Below are 15420 nucleotides of genomic sequence, written 5' to 3'. Positions count from 1 at the left end.
TGGAATTTGGCAAAAATTGAAACCCAGCAGATTCGTCAATCGGAGCACTAATTTTGTACATCTGTGCAAATAGCGATGTACTGTACATTTGGGCTAAAAAATTAGACTAAATTAACCAATCCTGATCCCAAAATTCTGGGTAAGTTTCAACAGACTGTCACTCAACTCTGTTGATCATGCCTCGATATCCCCAACGAATATTCAGCCTACTACCTGCTGCTGTACTCACCCTACAATCGTTCCCAGCAGTAGCACAGATTATCAACCAGCAGTCCATAAAGGCTGCTAATCAAAATACTCAAACCCAGGAAGAAGGCACGATACCAGGCCTGTACTATGACCCATCTGGTGTCGTCGCACCGACCTTTGCCAATAGTCCAGCCTCTGAAACAGCGGGGAGTATTCGATTGCCCGCAGGTTCCCAAGCACCCTCCTATCTCAATGGGGCATGGCCCGCAAACGCAAGCTCAGATCAAGTTCTCAAGATCGGACACCTGAAAAATCATCCGCAGTTTAAGCAGTTTACGGAATTGAATATCAATGAGGTTTTGAAAGCCAGTGGCAAAGACCCCGCAACCGTAACCCTGTCTGAGGTTCCAATCGCATCAACAATGACAGTGGGAGAGTATCTGCAAATTAATCCTGGTGCGGCTGAACAATCTTTAGAAGAAGCCCCCGCAGTGGTGCAATCTGCATTTGGATACTACGAGGACGAACCGCTTCTACATGAACCCATTGATCAAACAGACATTGTTTTTATCGAACAGAAAGCGTCTAACCCAGAGATTTCAGATATCCCTGCTGAAGATTTAATAGAGGGAGACTGGGGTGACGTATTCACAGAAGAGGAACGGAGCAAGCTAGCGAAGACTTTAAGCAAGGTCAATAATCGTCTGCGGAAACTGCCCTTAAAGCAGCTCATCCCATTAACTCAGGGGATTATCAACGGGGATTGGGATACCGTCAAAAAGCAGGCTAAGGATTTAGCGATCAAAGAAGGGTCCAAAGTTCTGATCAAAGAGTTGATGAAGAATCCCAAAATCGCCAAAGCAATAAAGGATTTACCCCTTGGAACCTTGCCCCTCGATAAGCTGGGATTGGCTGATGCTCCTGGTGTGGGAGAGACAGCGATTAAGGATATCCCCGGTTCTGAAGATAAGACCCTCAATCAAGTCCCTGGCCTCAAAGATGTACCGCTTGACCAGATTGATTTAGCGTTAGCGTTGAGCTTCACTCGATTGGATTTGCTGGGGCGAATTGATACGACCGATGCTGCCGCAGTGGTCGATAACATCGACTATGTAATCAGTGGTGGGACCAAAGACCAAATTCCTAAACCTGCACCCTGCAAAATCGATGGGAAAGATACCAAGAACTGTCGTCACTTTGAGTTGGACAATGTTGATGGGGGTGGCGAACCCACGAAGTTATCAGGGCAAGCCTGGATTCAAGGGCCAGATCAGATGGTGCCCGGTGGGCAAGGCTGGTTGAGAATTATAGCCAATGGCAAGGAGGTCACCGGGATTAAGCCTTGGGTGGCAGGCAATGTCAAGCTGTACCTGGAAGACATGAGGGAAGGGTCAGGGGATGAGGTGGGATCTGCCCGGTTGTCCACGGCATGGCAGTTTGGCTATTCAGATCCAATTACTGGGAGTCATTACACCCCTCATTTCATCAGGATTCCAACCCCCTGGCGCATTAAAGAAGGTGGAATCATGTTGCTTCTAGCTCGATCTGGGGGCATTCCTGATGCAATCCGTAATCTCCAGCCCAGTCAACAGCAGTTTTGCCGGGAACCTACATTGGTTGCCTCAGCACAAACGAACAATACCACCGATTCAAATCAGACGACTGGTGGTGCTGATGGTAGCTCACCTCCAAACAGTGAACAACATCATATCAATCAATATCTAGCCCGCATTGCGTATGGTGAATCTACTGGAGGAACTGATATTGGGCCACATCCTGATACGGGTGCATATGGTGAATATCAATTCATCGAGAAGAGTCGAAATACGCTTTTTACTAGGACAGGTATTGATGCTTGGTCTGAAAGCAAAGAAGAGCGTGATCGTGCTGCATTAGCTTGGATTGATATCTATGGTCAGGAAGTCGGCCATGACATCATCGGCTATATTCGTTCAGGTAATTTTGAGGCTGCTGATTATTTGTTGGGGCGTAATCAGTTCACCAGTCTCCCTGGAGGAGCGGAAGATGTGAAGTGGAATGATCCAGTTGCCCTTGAAGTCTATGGTCCTAATGGCAATGCTCCGGTTACTCCAACGGGTGCCACTGCATCTTTTGGGGTTCCTTTCTGCCAGCCCACCAATGGCTCAGCCACTTTTGCTCAAGGTCCAGCACCGGAAGCGGGAGAAATCAATAACGCTATCTTTGAATCGGCTAAGCAAATGCGGGGATTTGATACATCAGGTGGACCTGAAGGTGGGAATCAAGCTTGTGCTTGGTCTGTAGATCATGTACTAGCTAGAGCAGGAATTCAGCCTATGCAGACTGATTGGGTTCCGACTTGGGCTGATAAGTTTGCTGCTGGCCGAGGTAAGCAAGTCAATCCTTCTGAAGCACAACCCGGAGATATTGCCCTTTCAAAAGGTTATCAACACATTGGTGTATGTATGAATGTAGGCTGTAGTCAGATTCTGTCTAATTCTTCTGGTCGTGCATCGTTTAGTTGGGTTTCAGATAGGAATTTTGATGGAACGTATGATAATTCAAGATACTTGTCTGACAATCCTCAAACACAAATATGGAGAGTAACAAGATGATTGGGAAAATATTGAGTGCAGTTGTCTTAATGTTTGTTCTGAGTTCTCCAGTTGCGATCGCGCAAGTCCAATCAAATGATCAAGTTGAGGAAGTAATTGCTACTGCCAGTTCTGCGTTATCTCCTTCAGCAGTAATTAATAAAGTTGCAATTGTAGGGAATTTTGCATTAGTAAGTTGGACTGATGGACATGCTGGTAGTTCAGCAACGCTACGTAACTCAGATCAAGGTTGGGTTGTTGTTACTGATTCAATGCGAGGTTGGCCTCCTGTCGATGTTTATGCTCGTGAGAACGGTATGACAGTTGAGGAAGCTGAAGCTTTGTTTGATGCTTTTAATCCAAAATGGCGACAATGGCAGCGATAAGACATCAAGACCAGTAATACTAATTCTGGGTAAGTTTCCGATAGAGATATCCTTCGGAAATTTCACCTATGCCACAACATACCGAGCAACCCCCTCAGCCCCCTCAACAATTTGGGCCTCAGATTGACTTCCAGGTTTATTTGATGGGTGGTTTGTTTCTAATACTCATCATTTTGCTGATTTTCAAAGACGGCTTCAGTAAAAAGCAAAAGCTTGGCGATGCCCGTAAAGCGACTCCGAAAGAGGTAAAGAAAGCTAAGACCTATGGCTTTGACATGATGGAGGAGCGCAAGCGCAACAAAGTTGCCTTGTGGGTGGGAGAACCTAAAGGGGTGGTGGTTGATAAGGAAGCTAGAGAGATATTCATTCCCAGAGATTATGTCAATTCGTGGATACTATCTCATCTTGAAGAACATCTGGTTGCATTAGGTTCAACGGGGTCAGGTAAAAGTTACTCACTTCTCAATCCTCTCCAGCGATGCATGATCAAGCTGGGCTATCCTCTGGCAGTGTTTGATGCCAAAGGTCATGAAGAGTCAGAGACCTCCACTTGCCCCTCTTCAGAGATTGCGGGTTATGCCAGGCTTCACGGGTACAAAGTCAAAATAATTGCACCAGGATACGACGACTCGGATGTCTTCAATATCTATCAGATGATCCGCTCTCGGTTTGGCCGAGAAGCCTATGAAGATAAAGATGGGGCTGGAGTCGTTGCCGAAGTCCTTAGCGAGAACTTAGCGAAAACAGCCGCTGATAATGGAGATGAGTTTTTCCCCCTGGCCGCGAAGCAGCTCTTGCAATCCGTATTCTTGCTGGCACTCTATCTAGACCCCAACGCTAATTTTGTCTTGGCGTTCTACCTCTTGGAACGAATTGTCGAAATTGGAGCAGCGGGGATTAGATCCTTAGATCTTCCCCCATATCTCAGATCCTCCTTCAGTCAATATCTGGCATCTGAGAAATCAGCGGAGACGGGGGCCAGCATTGCGGGTACAACCCTCCTTCAGTTCAACCGCATGTTCACTCCCGCGAATGTATCTACGTTTTGCGGTGACTCCACCGTTGACTTAGAAATTAAAGGTAAGACCCTCGTTATCTTCCGACTCAACCCAGAACTGAAGGCCAGCGTGGGGCCGATGATCGCGACGACGATCCAGTGCTTTATGTTAGCTAACGCTTACCGGGCCAGAACGCAGCCCCTTGGCTTCTTCCTGGATGAATGCCAAATGATTAAACTGTGCGGTGTCCAAGAGATGCAGACCGTCACCCGTTCCAATGGCGTATTTTTTGTGTTTGCTAGCCAAGGGTTCTCCTTCTTGAAAGGCACCTATGGAGAGAAGGCTGCAATGGGCCTGATAGAGGGCTGCAAAACACAGGTCATTGGTCAGCTCAACGCCAACGAACCCGCAGAATACTACAGCAAACAGTTTGGTCAAAAAGAAATCAAGTCTCAGAGTAAATCCAAATCAAAAGGTAAGCATTCATCCAGCTCCGAAAGTAATCAGCCTCATCTGAAGGATCTGGTGCCACTACAAGAATTACTGGGTCTCCCCCAAGGACAGTTCTACTACTTGAACCGAGCTTTTAGAAATAAAAAGATGGCGAGAATCCCTGTCCTCTATGAAACAGTGATCCCCCAGTGGGAGCAACAGGAAATCAAACAGGGGATTAGTGAATGGTATCGGTATCGCAGAGTGGCACGGGCGAACAGCAAAGCCCTCGCTAAAACCGATGAAGAGTTGGTCCGATATCAAACCCGTGCCAGAGAAGCATTGCCAGAGCCTGAACCCGAACAGCAGCAATCCTCATCTCCCCAAGACGACGGCAGTGAAATCTTAGCGATTGGAATTTCAGCCCTTTAAATTCTGGGTAATGTTCTGACATAGCATTCAAAACCTACATCTATGTCTGAACAAACCGAATCACAAATAACGTTCACGGAAACGCAGTTACAGGCACTAACACGCTTGGGAATTAGCACTCCTGAGTTGTATGCCCAATATCCCAACTCTCATCACAATGCTATTGAAACCCTGGAGCAACGGGGGTGTGATGCATTGCCTAAAAATACCGTCATTGATGAGATGCAGATCTACTACGGGGATGTTGCCTATTCCCCCGCTATCCAATATCGAGGGGGCAAGCTGATCGGCTTTGATCCGAATGCCTACGCTCAACCCGCTGATAGTGAATGTGTAAGCTTCCGCATCAATGGCCTGTGGGCTTATATCCAGGTTGCAGGGCGAATCCTCGTAGATCTGACGGGAGAGCTTGAGCTTCCCCCGATGCCCACTGAAAAGGATGTATTGGCTTTAGTCGCAGCCTAAATCCATATTTCTCGATATAAGCAATTTTGGAGATAAAGAATAATGGCAGACATTTTAGAGAATGGTGGCAATGAACAGGAAGTTGAGCGGGCCAATGAGGCAATCCTTCTGACTCCCCTTGAGCTATTGCAACAGTTGGGTCAAGCTGCATGGCAGCTCGTCAAGAAGGGGGATGAATGGGGGAGGGCTGCATTCAAGGACCTGGAAGTTGGCAATAAGAAACTGCTTCCCGAAACCACGACCCCAGACGATCTGGAAGCCGTTGAAACAGCAGTCCAAGATCCAGAGAATGCCAAGGTAGAGGTGAATGCGATCGCAACCACTGAACAAGGAGAAGTCGTTCGCCAACCCGTCGCAGATCCGTGGGACATGGAGCCTGATCAAGTCGTCGATCAGGCTATGAGTCAATTGGAATCCCTTGAGCCAGAAGCCATAGAGGTAGATGCAGTTGTAGTTGAACCAGATCAACTCCCCTCCCCAAACCAATCTATCCGCCCTGTCGTCAATGAATTTATTGAGCAAGCGGGTCAACGAGCTAAACAGAATGCTAGTAACTTCGTGGCTCAGGCCAATGCTTACCTGCGTGAGAATATTCAGGTTGATTATCAACCCATTCCACAACAAGATGGTTCCCTGGCTTTAGCCGTAGATACGCCATCCCTGCTTACCCAGATGCAGTTAGCGGGTGGTGAATATGCTCAAGCCGCCCAAGAAAAGATGCGAAATCTAGCCCCTCAGCAATTTGATCGGGTTTCCCAGACGGTTAAGAACACCCAAGACCGGATGAAAAGTGCTTTGGATTCGGCTACAGAAGCGGTGCAAGCTCGGTTAAACCAGCCTTCCATGAAGGACAGAGTAGCCGCATTGGAAACTAGCACGGATCAGATTCGTGCGGCTATCAAAGCCGAGTTTGCCACCGAGATCAAGGACTTGCAGCAAACCGTTTCGGGGTTAGAGTCCAATGTTGCCCATTTAGAACAACAACAAGCGAAAGCTCAGGAGATGATCGCAGCACTGCAAGCCCCTAAACCGCAGCTCAGTAACCCTCGTCTCAACCAATGGCAATCAAACCTTGTATCAGCTATGAAAGATCGTTTCGAGAAAATCAAACAGAACCTCGGAGAGAAAATCGATCAGGCCAAGGCCAAGGTATCTGAGCTATTTGAGACATTCAAGCAAAAAGTGAGAGAACGCTTACAGCCCGTGATTGACAGACTTCAGCCTGTCTATGATCAGGCTCAGGCATTGAAGCAACAAGCGGGTGATCAGATCAACCAAGTCAAAGCGACTGTTGGCGAGAATGTTGATAAGGCTAAACAGTTTGTGGGTGAGAAAGCGATGGACTGGCAGGCTCAAGCTCTAACCGCCACTGCAACATATGTTTTGGCCCAACAAGGAAAACAAACTCCCCAAGGCACCACCATCTATGAGGGTGAAAACTTCGATTTTCATAGAAGCAAGGGTAACTCTTTGCTGATTGTCGATAAGACCACTCAGCAGCCCGTGTATAAAAATGGAGAGTTCAATCAGAAGGCTCCCCAGGCAGTGAAAGACAAGCTTATATCAGCAGCTAAAACGACTCAGCAGGGTTTGGAGAAACAGCAAGCTCACAAGCAAGCCAAGGTCAAAGCTCAGGCTCATAAGCCAAAGCCGAAGGTTGCAGCAGCGGCTAGGCGTTGAGGGGCAAGCAATATTGGGTTCATTGTCGGGTTGTCTTTTGGTAGATGACCCGTTTTGGTTGTTGGTTTCGGGAAGGGATAGGGGAGGAATATCCTGGGTGTGCTTACTCTGATTCTTCTTTTGGTGGGTTAGATGATGGGGTAGGGGGGAGTCCTAGTTTTTTACGGAAATCTTCCTTATAGAGGGCTGTTTCCCAGTTAAAGGTTTTTTTTATTTGACCTGTCGTGATTTTGATAGGCTTGATAATATTTTTGTCACATAAATTTGCCCCTTTAAGGTCGGCCCCTTTAAGGTCAGCCCCTTTGAGGTCGGCCCCTTTAAGGTCAGCCCCTTTGAGGTCGGCCCCTATAAGAGAAGCTCCTTTAAGGTCGGCCTCTATAAGGGAAGCCCCTCTAAGGTTAGCGAAACTTAAATTTGCTTGTGATAGGTTAGCACTTTCAAGATCAGCTCTATCTAAGTTAGCTCCAAGAAGAGAAACATGTCTTAAATAAGCCTCTTTGAGATTGGCCCCTTTGAGATTGGCCCCAAAAAGATAGTTTATATAAACACGTATTTTATCAGATTTATAGGTAGCGTATTTCGATATTCTAAAGGGATAGGTTCTTACAAGAAGTGAATAAAACCGCAAGGAAAAATAAAATAAAAAAAATTTAACTTTGCCTTCTGAAAGAAGAATCCCACCAGTAAGTTTTGCTTCCTTAAAATTTGCATTTTCGAGGACGGCATCGCTGAGATTCGCTCTTCTTAGGTTAGCTTTTATCAGCTTAGCTCCACTTAGATTAGATTTCTTAAGATCAACTGACGTTAGCTTAGTGTTGATCATGATAGTGTTGCTAAGTTCAGCTTCAGATAGATTACATAAGTTTAAATTTGCTTCAGAAAGATTTGCTCCACTTAAATTAATCCTAGTTAAATTGGCTTTGTTTAGGTCGCAAAAACTTAAATTTGCCCAACTAGAATTTCCATCAATATCAGTAATGATCTGCCATACTTTTGACTCAAGTAAGAAGAGTAATAATGAACCTTTTCGTTTTCCATTGATTTCGTTTAATACTGATGATGTTCTTGCTTTAGCTAAAGCAACTATCGTTAAGTTAGGATTTTCTTCGATGTTTGTATTTCTCCCATACTTAGGCCAATTTTTGTTTAACAACAAGTTTGATATTTCATTAAAGTAAGTAATCAGAGTTTCATGTCTTAGTTGATCTAATTCAGTTTCTTTAGCTTTATCTAAGCGCCTTTCATCGCGATTTTTGAAGTATCCATTAAGAATGAAACCTCCGGTTATGGCTATTAATGGACCAATTAAAAGTTTTAGCCATTCCCAAGTTGTTTGGCCATATAACGTACATTGATTTACGTTTCGTATGCTAATAAAGTTGCACCTTATAAGTCTGTCAAGTTGAGAAATAAGTTGTATTCCCCCAATTAATAGAAATATATAAAATATAGATTTAATTGGGAGCTTTAAAGTTGGTTTATCTTGATTTTGCATCAACTATCCTCAAGCTATTATCCGACTCGAAGTATATAAGCACCTTCCTTCGCATTCCCCTGGATTTGCTCCTTTGTCCTTTCCACCCATGATTCTTTACCCGTTGCGGTCGTTGACCTTCTTTTAAACAAAGTAATTGTCTTGGAACTTTGTTAAGAACTGCAGATAAGCTGACACAAGGCACATTCGATTCTTACTCACGAATCATTATGGTTAGAGTTCCGTGTGTCATGGCTGGGTAGGGAGTGAAGTGGACCCGCATTTGGCCATGCTTGGTACCAGATTACTGGATTGTTTCTTGAGCAAGGGAAACCATTACCTGACCAATTGTAGCCTTCTACTGCTAAAGCCCAAAAGTTTTCTCCATCAGGTATTCACAGTTATACCTGGGAAAACTCCGCTTCAATCTAGTGAGGGTAGATTCCCCGCTGCTTGCAGCGAAGAAATGGGATTGCAATCCAAATCTACGATTAGGGAGCAAATCGTATTCCATACCCCGTCTGCTTGCAGCGGGGCAGTTGACTAAATCGACAGCAGCTTATGAATATAGCCTCATAAACAGAAAGCTATCGCTCTTAGGCGCTATATTTCCTGCCCTTCTGCACTTGCTGAATGGGCTTAACCTTAGCCTGTTTGACGGTGGATTTAAACAACTTAATTACCCCTGGTCGGGCCGATACTCTTGTGAGTCGGCCCATTTTTGTCTGTAGGAGTATGCGTCCCGTAGCAGTGTCCCTCACTGTCAGCCCACGCTTACCCGAAGCAATCAGCCACTTGTCTACACGGTATTGGTAGGTATGGCGGTACTTGGTGCCTTTTGTCTTGGCTAATTCTTCAAGGATGGGGACAACTGTGGTAGCAGCATTGCGCTTTTTGTCTTGGTGCTGGAGCGCAGCTTTCATCAGCTCTTCGCGATTCAATTCTGGCTTTATGGCCTCGATGGTTTTGTAGGCATCCTTCGTCGTTCCTCTGGTATACGCCTCAATAAAGATCTCCAGGTTCATCACCTTGTGGGGGAGTTCGCCATCCCTTCTCACCACAAACTCATAGAGCTTTTGATACTCATGTTCGTAGTGCTTAGCAGTTGCTACTGCCAAAGGTTGAGCGGCATCGATGGCAAGCTCCAGCATTTCGGGGCTAGCTCCGACGATTAGATCATCAGCTCCCTTGTAGAGGCTACTCCACTTACTGAATTTAACCGTGCAGCCTTTGTCCTCTAACAGCATTCCCGTGCGAACCATGTCACGCCTAACATTCGCCACGGTTGAGGGTTTGGTGTCCTGGTCGTACATAAATTTAATCTCTCGACCTGGCACGGCAAAGATAGCAAGATCTGGGTTTAGCCTTCGCTCTGGCAATTTGATGCCCTCGTCATCCTTAGAGCGATACCCGGCATTGACTCCAGGCAGACCAATGACGACATGGCCTTGAGAAGTAATGGATAGGGTTTTCTTGCCACCCTCAGTAATCTTGATGGGAATTTGAGGGTTGTCTCGAATGATTTTCCAGAAGTGATCGCCAAGAGCTGAGGTGATGTCGTACTTCTTGCAGATATATTCTTTAAACCAGTCTGGAACCTCAGTCAGGAAAATCCCCCTGCTTCTGCCTTGGGGATGCTCATATTTCTGAAAGCGTTCTCTACTGCTGTCATAGCGGGGATGATCCGGTTTGAAGCTGCCCCAGGTGGAAAGTATTGGATCATCCAGGCTTTGGGCCTCCACTCCCGCCCCGATCCAAAATCCTCCATCCCAGCAATGCTCTATTCTTGCCCTCGCCTTCTGCTGGTCAGCAACCCAGACCTGGCCTGCTCCCAGCCCTGCAATCTTGTCTTCTAGCAGGTATTCATAAACTGAATCACCCTTTAAGCTGTGGCAATTTAGCTCAATGAAATCAGGGTGAATCCCTGATCCTTCGATCAGCTCCTCCCAGTGGTGAGGGGCAATGCCTGACTTGGGAGGCTCGGCCATTGCCGTTTGAGGTGTCCAGAATGCGGATCGAGTAAATTCAGGTAGCTCCAGTTCTCCATCTAGCCCTAGTAGTTCTCTGGGATTAAGTTGAGCGGCTGACCGTTGAATCTGTTGGCATAAGCCCTCGTAGTTTTCGGTGAAGATGTACAGCTCATGCTTCTGTCGGCTGATGGCAACGTAGAAGGGTTCTCTTGATGAAGTGGGATCAATCGTTCCACTGAAGATAACTCGGTAGGTCGTTTGGCCTTGGGCTGCATGAGTGGTTGAGGTGATCGAATAATCCAGCTCTAAAGGTTTGGAGGTGTCTATCCATTTCTTGTGATTAATCTGGATTCTGTGACCCTCGACGGCTGTCACCTTGAACTGGTCGCCATTGTTGCCATGCAGGTTATTTCTCGTCCACCGCAACTGGTCCCCCACGGAGACATTGATTTTCTGAGCGGTAAAGACGGTTTTATTCTCCAACTTGGCTGGGTCGAAGCTGGAGTATTGCCCCCCTTGAGAGACGACACGGACGACCCCAGAGGCTTCATCAACGCCAACTACTTTGTAGAGCTTCCCTTTCTGGAGCCGACTAGAGAAATTATCATTGGGAATGACATAATCATCGGTCTTGTAATACCTGAGATGATGGGTCTGTTCTGTAGTTAACCGTTTGTCCACCAACTGCCGAAGCGCCTGGTCTTCCCCCTTGATCACACCTTCAGCACGTAGCCCTTCTCTGATCAGGGTGGTGATTGCCTTTCGTTCCCGATGGGTGCCCGTAACCACTAGAGTTTGTTTGCGCTCCTTGGGTTTCAGGCTTAGATATTTCTGGGCGACTTGAGCGGCCCGGTCCCTGCGATCTGCGACCTCCGTGACGTGACCATACTCATTGAGTAGCTTTAAAGCTTCCAGGGGTTTTCCAATGCTGACCAGCTCGACTGCCCGCCGCTGGACAATGCGTTTTTGTCTCAGGATTGTTTTGATGTGGTAGGTTTCTGCTCCAGCTTTCATCAAAGAACGCTGAGGTGACCCCGCATTGACAGAGCTGTTCTGGTTGATGTCTCCGACCAAAAGCACACGAGCATTGACGGCTTCAGCCCGCTTCAAGACTTCAAGCCCCTGCTCCGCTGATTTCATCCCGGCTTCGTCAATGATCCACCACTGGTTTGGAGTAGTGTCTAACCTGCGAGTAATCAACCCAGAGACGGTGGTGGTTTCAATGCCCAATTCTTCGGCTAACACCCCTGCTGCTTTAGTGGTGGGGCTGTAGCCTTTGATCTGGATATCAGGGTTAATCGCTTCGATATGCTTTTGGAGTTCGCTGAGGGTCGTGGTCTTGCCCACTCCAGACAGGCCATGCCAGATGATCAGCCGATTGCTGCTAGCGAGAGTACTGCGTACAGCGATACGCTGGTCTGCATTCAGCATCTTATTGAACTCAATCTTACCCGTGGTGATGGGGGTGAATTTATGCTGACCAGCAGCCCAAAGTTGCCGGGTTTTCTCTTCCCGATCCAAGGCGTACTGAGTGGTATAGGTGTCATTCTTTGTGCGGATCAGTTGAGGATGGTTAGCAATCTCAGTCTGCAACTCTTCATAGGTGAAGGGTGGACGCTGATCGAAGACCCACTGCTCGATGAGTTCATGGCAAAACTCGGCGTTGCGTTCCTGTAGATGGGCAATGGCGCTATCCACATATTTACGCGCTAATTCAGGCCGATGAACCCAGGTGGATTTCTTAGCAGGCTTGGGAAGCCTGAACCTATTGATAACCAGCTCCTCAACCCATCCCTTCATCTTTTCAGGGATATTGGTGTTGTCTTCTTTTTTGTTGCGGGTTCGCAGGACTGCATTCTGGCGGTTTTCCTGGGTATCTTCTAGACCATACTTCTTCAGATACCGCTCAACTTCCTGAGTCCGTTTCTTAAAATGCCAAACTGTCTCAGGGCTAAGTCCCTCAATACTGCCATCAGGCCGCACGGTATACCCCAGCTCTGCTAGACCCTTGTCGATAAAGTGACGGTAGATGGAACCAAGAGACAGGGATTTAAATATCGCTTCATTCGATAGAGACTGCCATTTCCCGTTAATCTGGGTGGCATTCATCACCACGATATGGGTATGCAGGGCTGGGTCTGAATAGGTTTTACCGTCAATGGTGACTGGGCGGGCAGTGGCGTGATTGATGAAGGCACCAATCAAACTGTTGGTGTTGACTAAGGAACGCTGCCCATTCCCATATCTGACACGGGTTTGAGTGTACCGGGCCTGGAAGATATCGAAGACTTTCTGCAAGGCTTGCTCATGCAGATCGATGATTCTACGGTCCCCACCGACCAAGGCGAGGATCGAGGCTTCTTTACCCGGTCCAAAGGTGAGATCAATCCCTAACCGTTCCTGGCCGTTCGTGGGTTTCTTGCGAAGGCGTTTGCCTGATTCAGGGTGGTGCCCATAGAACAGTTTTTTGAAAACCTTCTGGTTGATGACACCTTTGAGATTCAGACTGTCTGCGCCGTTTCCGTACCACTTGCAGGGAGTGATGACCGGATCTTTGCCAGGTGCGTAGTACTCGTCCTCACTGTTCTTCAGGGCTTCGTCTTCGGTGTAATACTCCTCAATTGCAGCATTGCCTTTGTTGATGAGCGTTGGGCGGAACATTATCGTCGGGATGGAGAGAAAAACACCATCATGATTGCAATTGGGTTGGGGAAGATTTTCAGGAAGAACACACTAGCGATGAGGAGCCAGAACAGATCGCTATAGCTTTCTAGACCAAACGGAGGAGGCGGAATGATTTCACCTAAGATTGGCACTTCCACACCCTTGATGGGCTGAGTTTTATCTTCGACCACTTTCGGGTTGATGCAATACTTCTGCCCTTGATGATCATATTTACAAGTTTGATAAATAACTTTTGTCTTATATCGAGTTTGGCTCATGTCGATCACCTCTCACTAAGAAAATTTCCACACTTCAACATTACCCAGAATTTCTGTTTTTCGGAATTTTCGCGATGGCCCAAAAGGTGGGCGTAGTGCATATATTAAAATTTTTTCCGACGATCCGCAGTTTTCATCCGCTGTAATCCACTCCTAGACTGCATTTGAGGGGTGTTTTTCCAGGATTTTTTTAGAGTGCATTTTCGGTGCAGAACCATGCAAATCTAGTGCATTTTTGAAGCTATGTAGTGTATTCCTAGTGCAAAACCTTGCAAATCTAGTGCATTTTTTGACTACAACAATGCATTTTCAGTGCAGTGCTTTGGGTTCAACTTTTTTTATTCTGGGTAATGTTGTGACGTGAAAGATTTTTGAAACTTTTGGAGCGTCACAATGAATTTTTCTCAGGGTGCAATATTGCATCTCAACATTGACACCGGGTCATCATCAACCCGTGGATTTTTCTTAGCTGACTTTGATGGAGGAACCCATGAGGGATTTATCAATCAACCTCCTAATGTTGGCTTCTTAATGCAGAGCAACTATGAAAACGACAAGAGGAGAAGTACAACCAAAACGTCACGGGTGACCTTCAGGCAGGGTAGCGATTGGGTCTTCCGCATTGTGGGGGAAATCCCTGGCCATGCTGGGACGAAGACTGACCCAAACATGAGTAAGGCCGATCTGCTGGTCCCCAAGGTTCTTGCTTTCGTGGGTTTGGCCCTGGATCGCGTCCCAGAGCTATCCCCAGATCGGGTCAAGCTCGTCATCAACTTTATGCTACCGATCAGTGAGTGGACTGAGTATGCAGACTTGGAGAGTGACCTCCTCTCGTGCCTGCTGGGTGGATTTGGGTACAACGGTCGCCATATTGATTTTGCGGCTGTAGATGCCAAGGGGTATATGGAGGGGGCAGGGATGGCAACGATACCCCCACCGGATATCACAGCTTATGTCGGAGTCTGCGGTCATAAGGATGCCAACTTTATTGCCGTGGAGGATGGCCGACCCCTGGCATACCCGAAGTCCAAAACCTTTGAAGGGTTGGGGATGTCTTCGATAGTGAATTCAGTGATGCACTTTACGGATGATGTGCAGGGGGCAAAAGCCGTCTTCCGGTTTCTGGCATTGATGGATAAACCCAACAAGCAAGACCAGGCCAGAAAAGAATTAGCCGCACTCATCAAGCCCCACCGCTTAGAGCAGAAACTGACTCAGACAAGGGAAGGGTTCAACAAAAATTGGGGTGAGATTAAGCAACGTATTGATAGCGACCGGGGGATAAAGCAGGCCCAAGCGTTTTACTTGGTGGGTGGGAATGCCCCCATTTACAAAAGCCGATTCAAGGCCCTGTTTGGTAGTGCGTTTAAACCCCTCAATGGGGCTATCAAGCAGCTATCGGATGAGTTTGAAGAGATTAATACCCAGTGGGCCTATAGAGCCATCGATGTTTGGATGTTGCATCTACACGTAACCGGGCGCACCTGGACACCCAAAGGAGTAAAAGAATATGCCCAAGCCAAATAGGACAAACATTATTATTCGCTGCCAACCGATTTCAGGCTCTAAGCAAGAGCTGATCATTAAAAGTGCAAGGAGTTTTTATGGCTCTAAGTTCAAGAAGACAGTTGAGCTGGCATTAGTGGATCTTTTTGAACCGATTCATATTGCGATTGAGGGAGGGAGTGCGGCAGATATCCAAAATGCTATCGAATCATCAGCTCATGAAATACGGGATCTTCATCGAGAAGCCCTGAACCAATGCCAAAAAAATGGGTATGTTTCTGCTAGCCAGGTGGTGCAAGCAACAACCTCTGCTGATATGTCCCCTCAAAATTGTGAACCAGACGAAGATGAACCTGAATTGGAGTTTGACTAG

Annotated in this window: 10 protein-coding genes; 7 read left to right on the top strand and 3 right to left on the bottom strand. The window is 46.9% G+C overall.

Translation table 11 applies throughout. The features are described 5' to 3' along the window. Positions 1-176: 176 nt before the first annotated feature. From AM1_RS35315 to AM1_RS35295, 5 genes are all read left to right on the top strand, one after another. Complete coding sequence (locus AM1_RS35315) at positions 177-2783, top strand: hypothetical protein (RefSeq protein WP_012167892.1); 2607 nt, start codon at positions 177-179, stop codon at positions 2781-2783. After that, a complete protein-coding gene (locus tag AM1_RS35310) occupies positions 2780-3148 on the top strand; it encodes a hypothetical protein (RefSeq protein ID WP_012167893.1) in 369 nt (122 codons plus the stop codon). Before AM1_RS35315 ends, AM1_RS35310 begins: the two co-directional genes overlap by 4 nt. A gap of 68 nt (positions 3149-3216) precedes the next feature. Continuing rightward, positions 3217-5010, top strand: a complete 1794-nt coding sequence (locus AM1_RS35305) for a type IV secretory system conjugative DNA transfer family protein (RefSeq protein WP_012167894.1) — start codon at positions 3217-3219, stop codon at positions 5008-5010. A gap of 42 nt (positions 5011-5052) precedes the next feature. After that, complete coding sequence (locus AM1_RS35300; RefSeq protein WP_012167895.1) at positions 5053-5475, top strand: hypothetical protein; 423 nt, start codon at positions 5053-5055, stop codon at positions 5473-5475. A gap of 42 nt (positions 5476-5517) precedes the next feature. Then, entirely contained in the window at positions 5518-7155 is a 1638-nt protein-coding gene (locus AM1_RS35295) for a hypothetical protein (RefSeq protein WP_012167896.1), read from the top strand. A 103-nt stretch (positions 7156-7258) separates the two neighbouring features. Here AM1_RS35295 and AM1_RS38115 read toward each other — a convergent pair whose 3' ends face one another. From AM1_RS38115 to AM1_RS35280, 3 genes are all read right to left on the bottom strand, one after another. Next, entirely contained in the window at positions 7259-8650 is a 1392-nt protein-coding gene (locus AM1_RS38115; RefSeq protein WP_012167897.1) for a pentapeptide repeat-containing protein, read from the bottom strand. 575 nt (positions 8651-9225) lie between these two features. Continuing rightward, positions 9226-13260, bottom strand: coding sequence for a MobF family relaxase (gene mobF / locus AM1_RS35285; protein WP_012167899.1), 4035 nt, complete (start codon positions 13258-13260; stop codon positions 9226-9228). Then, positions 13260-13541 carry a hypothetical protein gene (locus AM1_RS35280; RefSeq protein ID WP_012167900.1) on the bottom strand — a complete coding sequence of 94 codons (282 nt, stop codon included), beginning with the start codon at positions 13539-13541 and terminating at the stop codon, positions 13260-13262. Before AM1_RS35280 ends, mobF begins: the two co-directional genes overlap by 1 nt. Positions 13542-13934: 393 nt before the next feature. On the opposite strand from AM1_RS35280, the gene AM1_RS35275 reads away from it, so the two are divergent. Then, a complete protein-coding gene (locus AM1_RS35275; RefSeq protein ID WP_012167901.1) occupies positions 13935-15068 on the top strand; it encodes a hypothetical protein in 1134 nt (377 codons plus the stop codon). Then, positions 15052-15420 carry a hypothetical protein gene (locus tag AM1_RS35270; RefSeq protein WP_012167902.1) on the top strand — a complete coding sequence of 123 codons (369 nt, stop codon included), beginning with the start codon at positions 15052-15054 and terminating at the stop codon, positions 15418-15420. Before AM1_RS35275 ends, AM1_RS35270 begins: the two co-directional genes overlap by 17 nt.

It is taken from the genome of Acaryochloris marina MBIC11017 (assembly GCF_000018105.1).
Classification (GTDB): domain Bacteria; phylum Cyanobacteriota; class Cyanobacteriia; order Thermosynechococcales; family Thermosynechococcaceae; genus Acaryochloris; species Acaryochloris marina.
The sequence above is the reverse complement of the archived record's forward strand: the minus strand, read 5'-3'. Positions and strand labels throughout refer to the sequence as shown.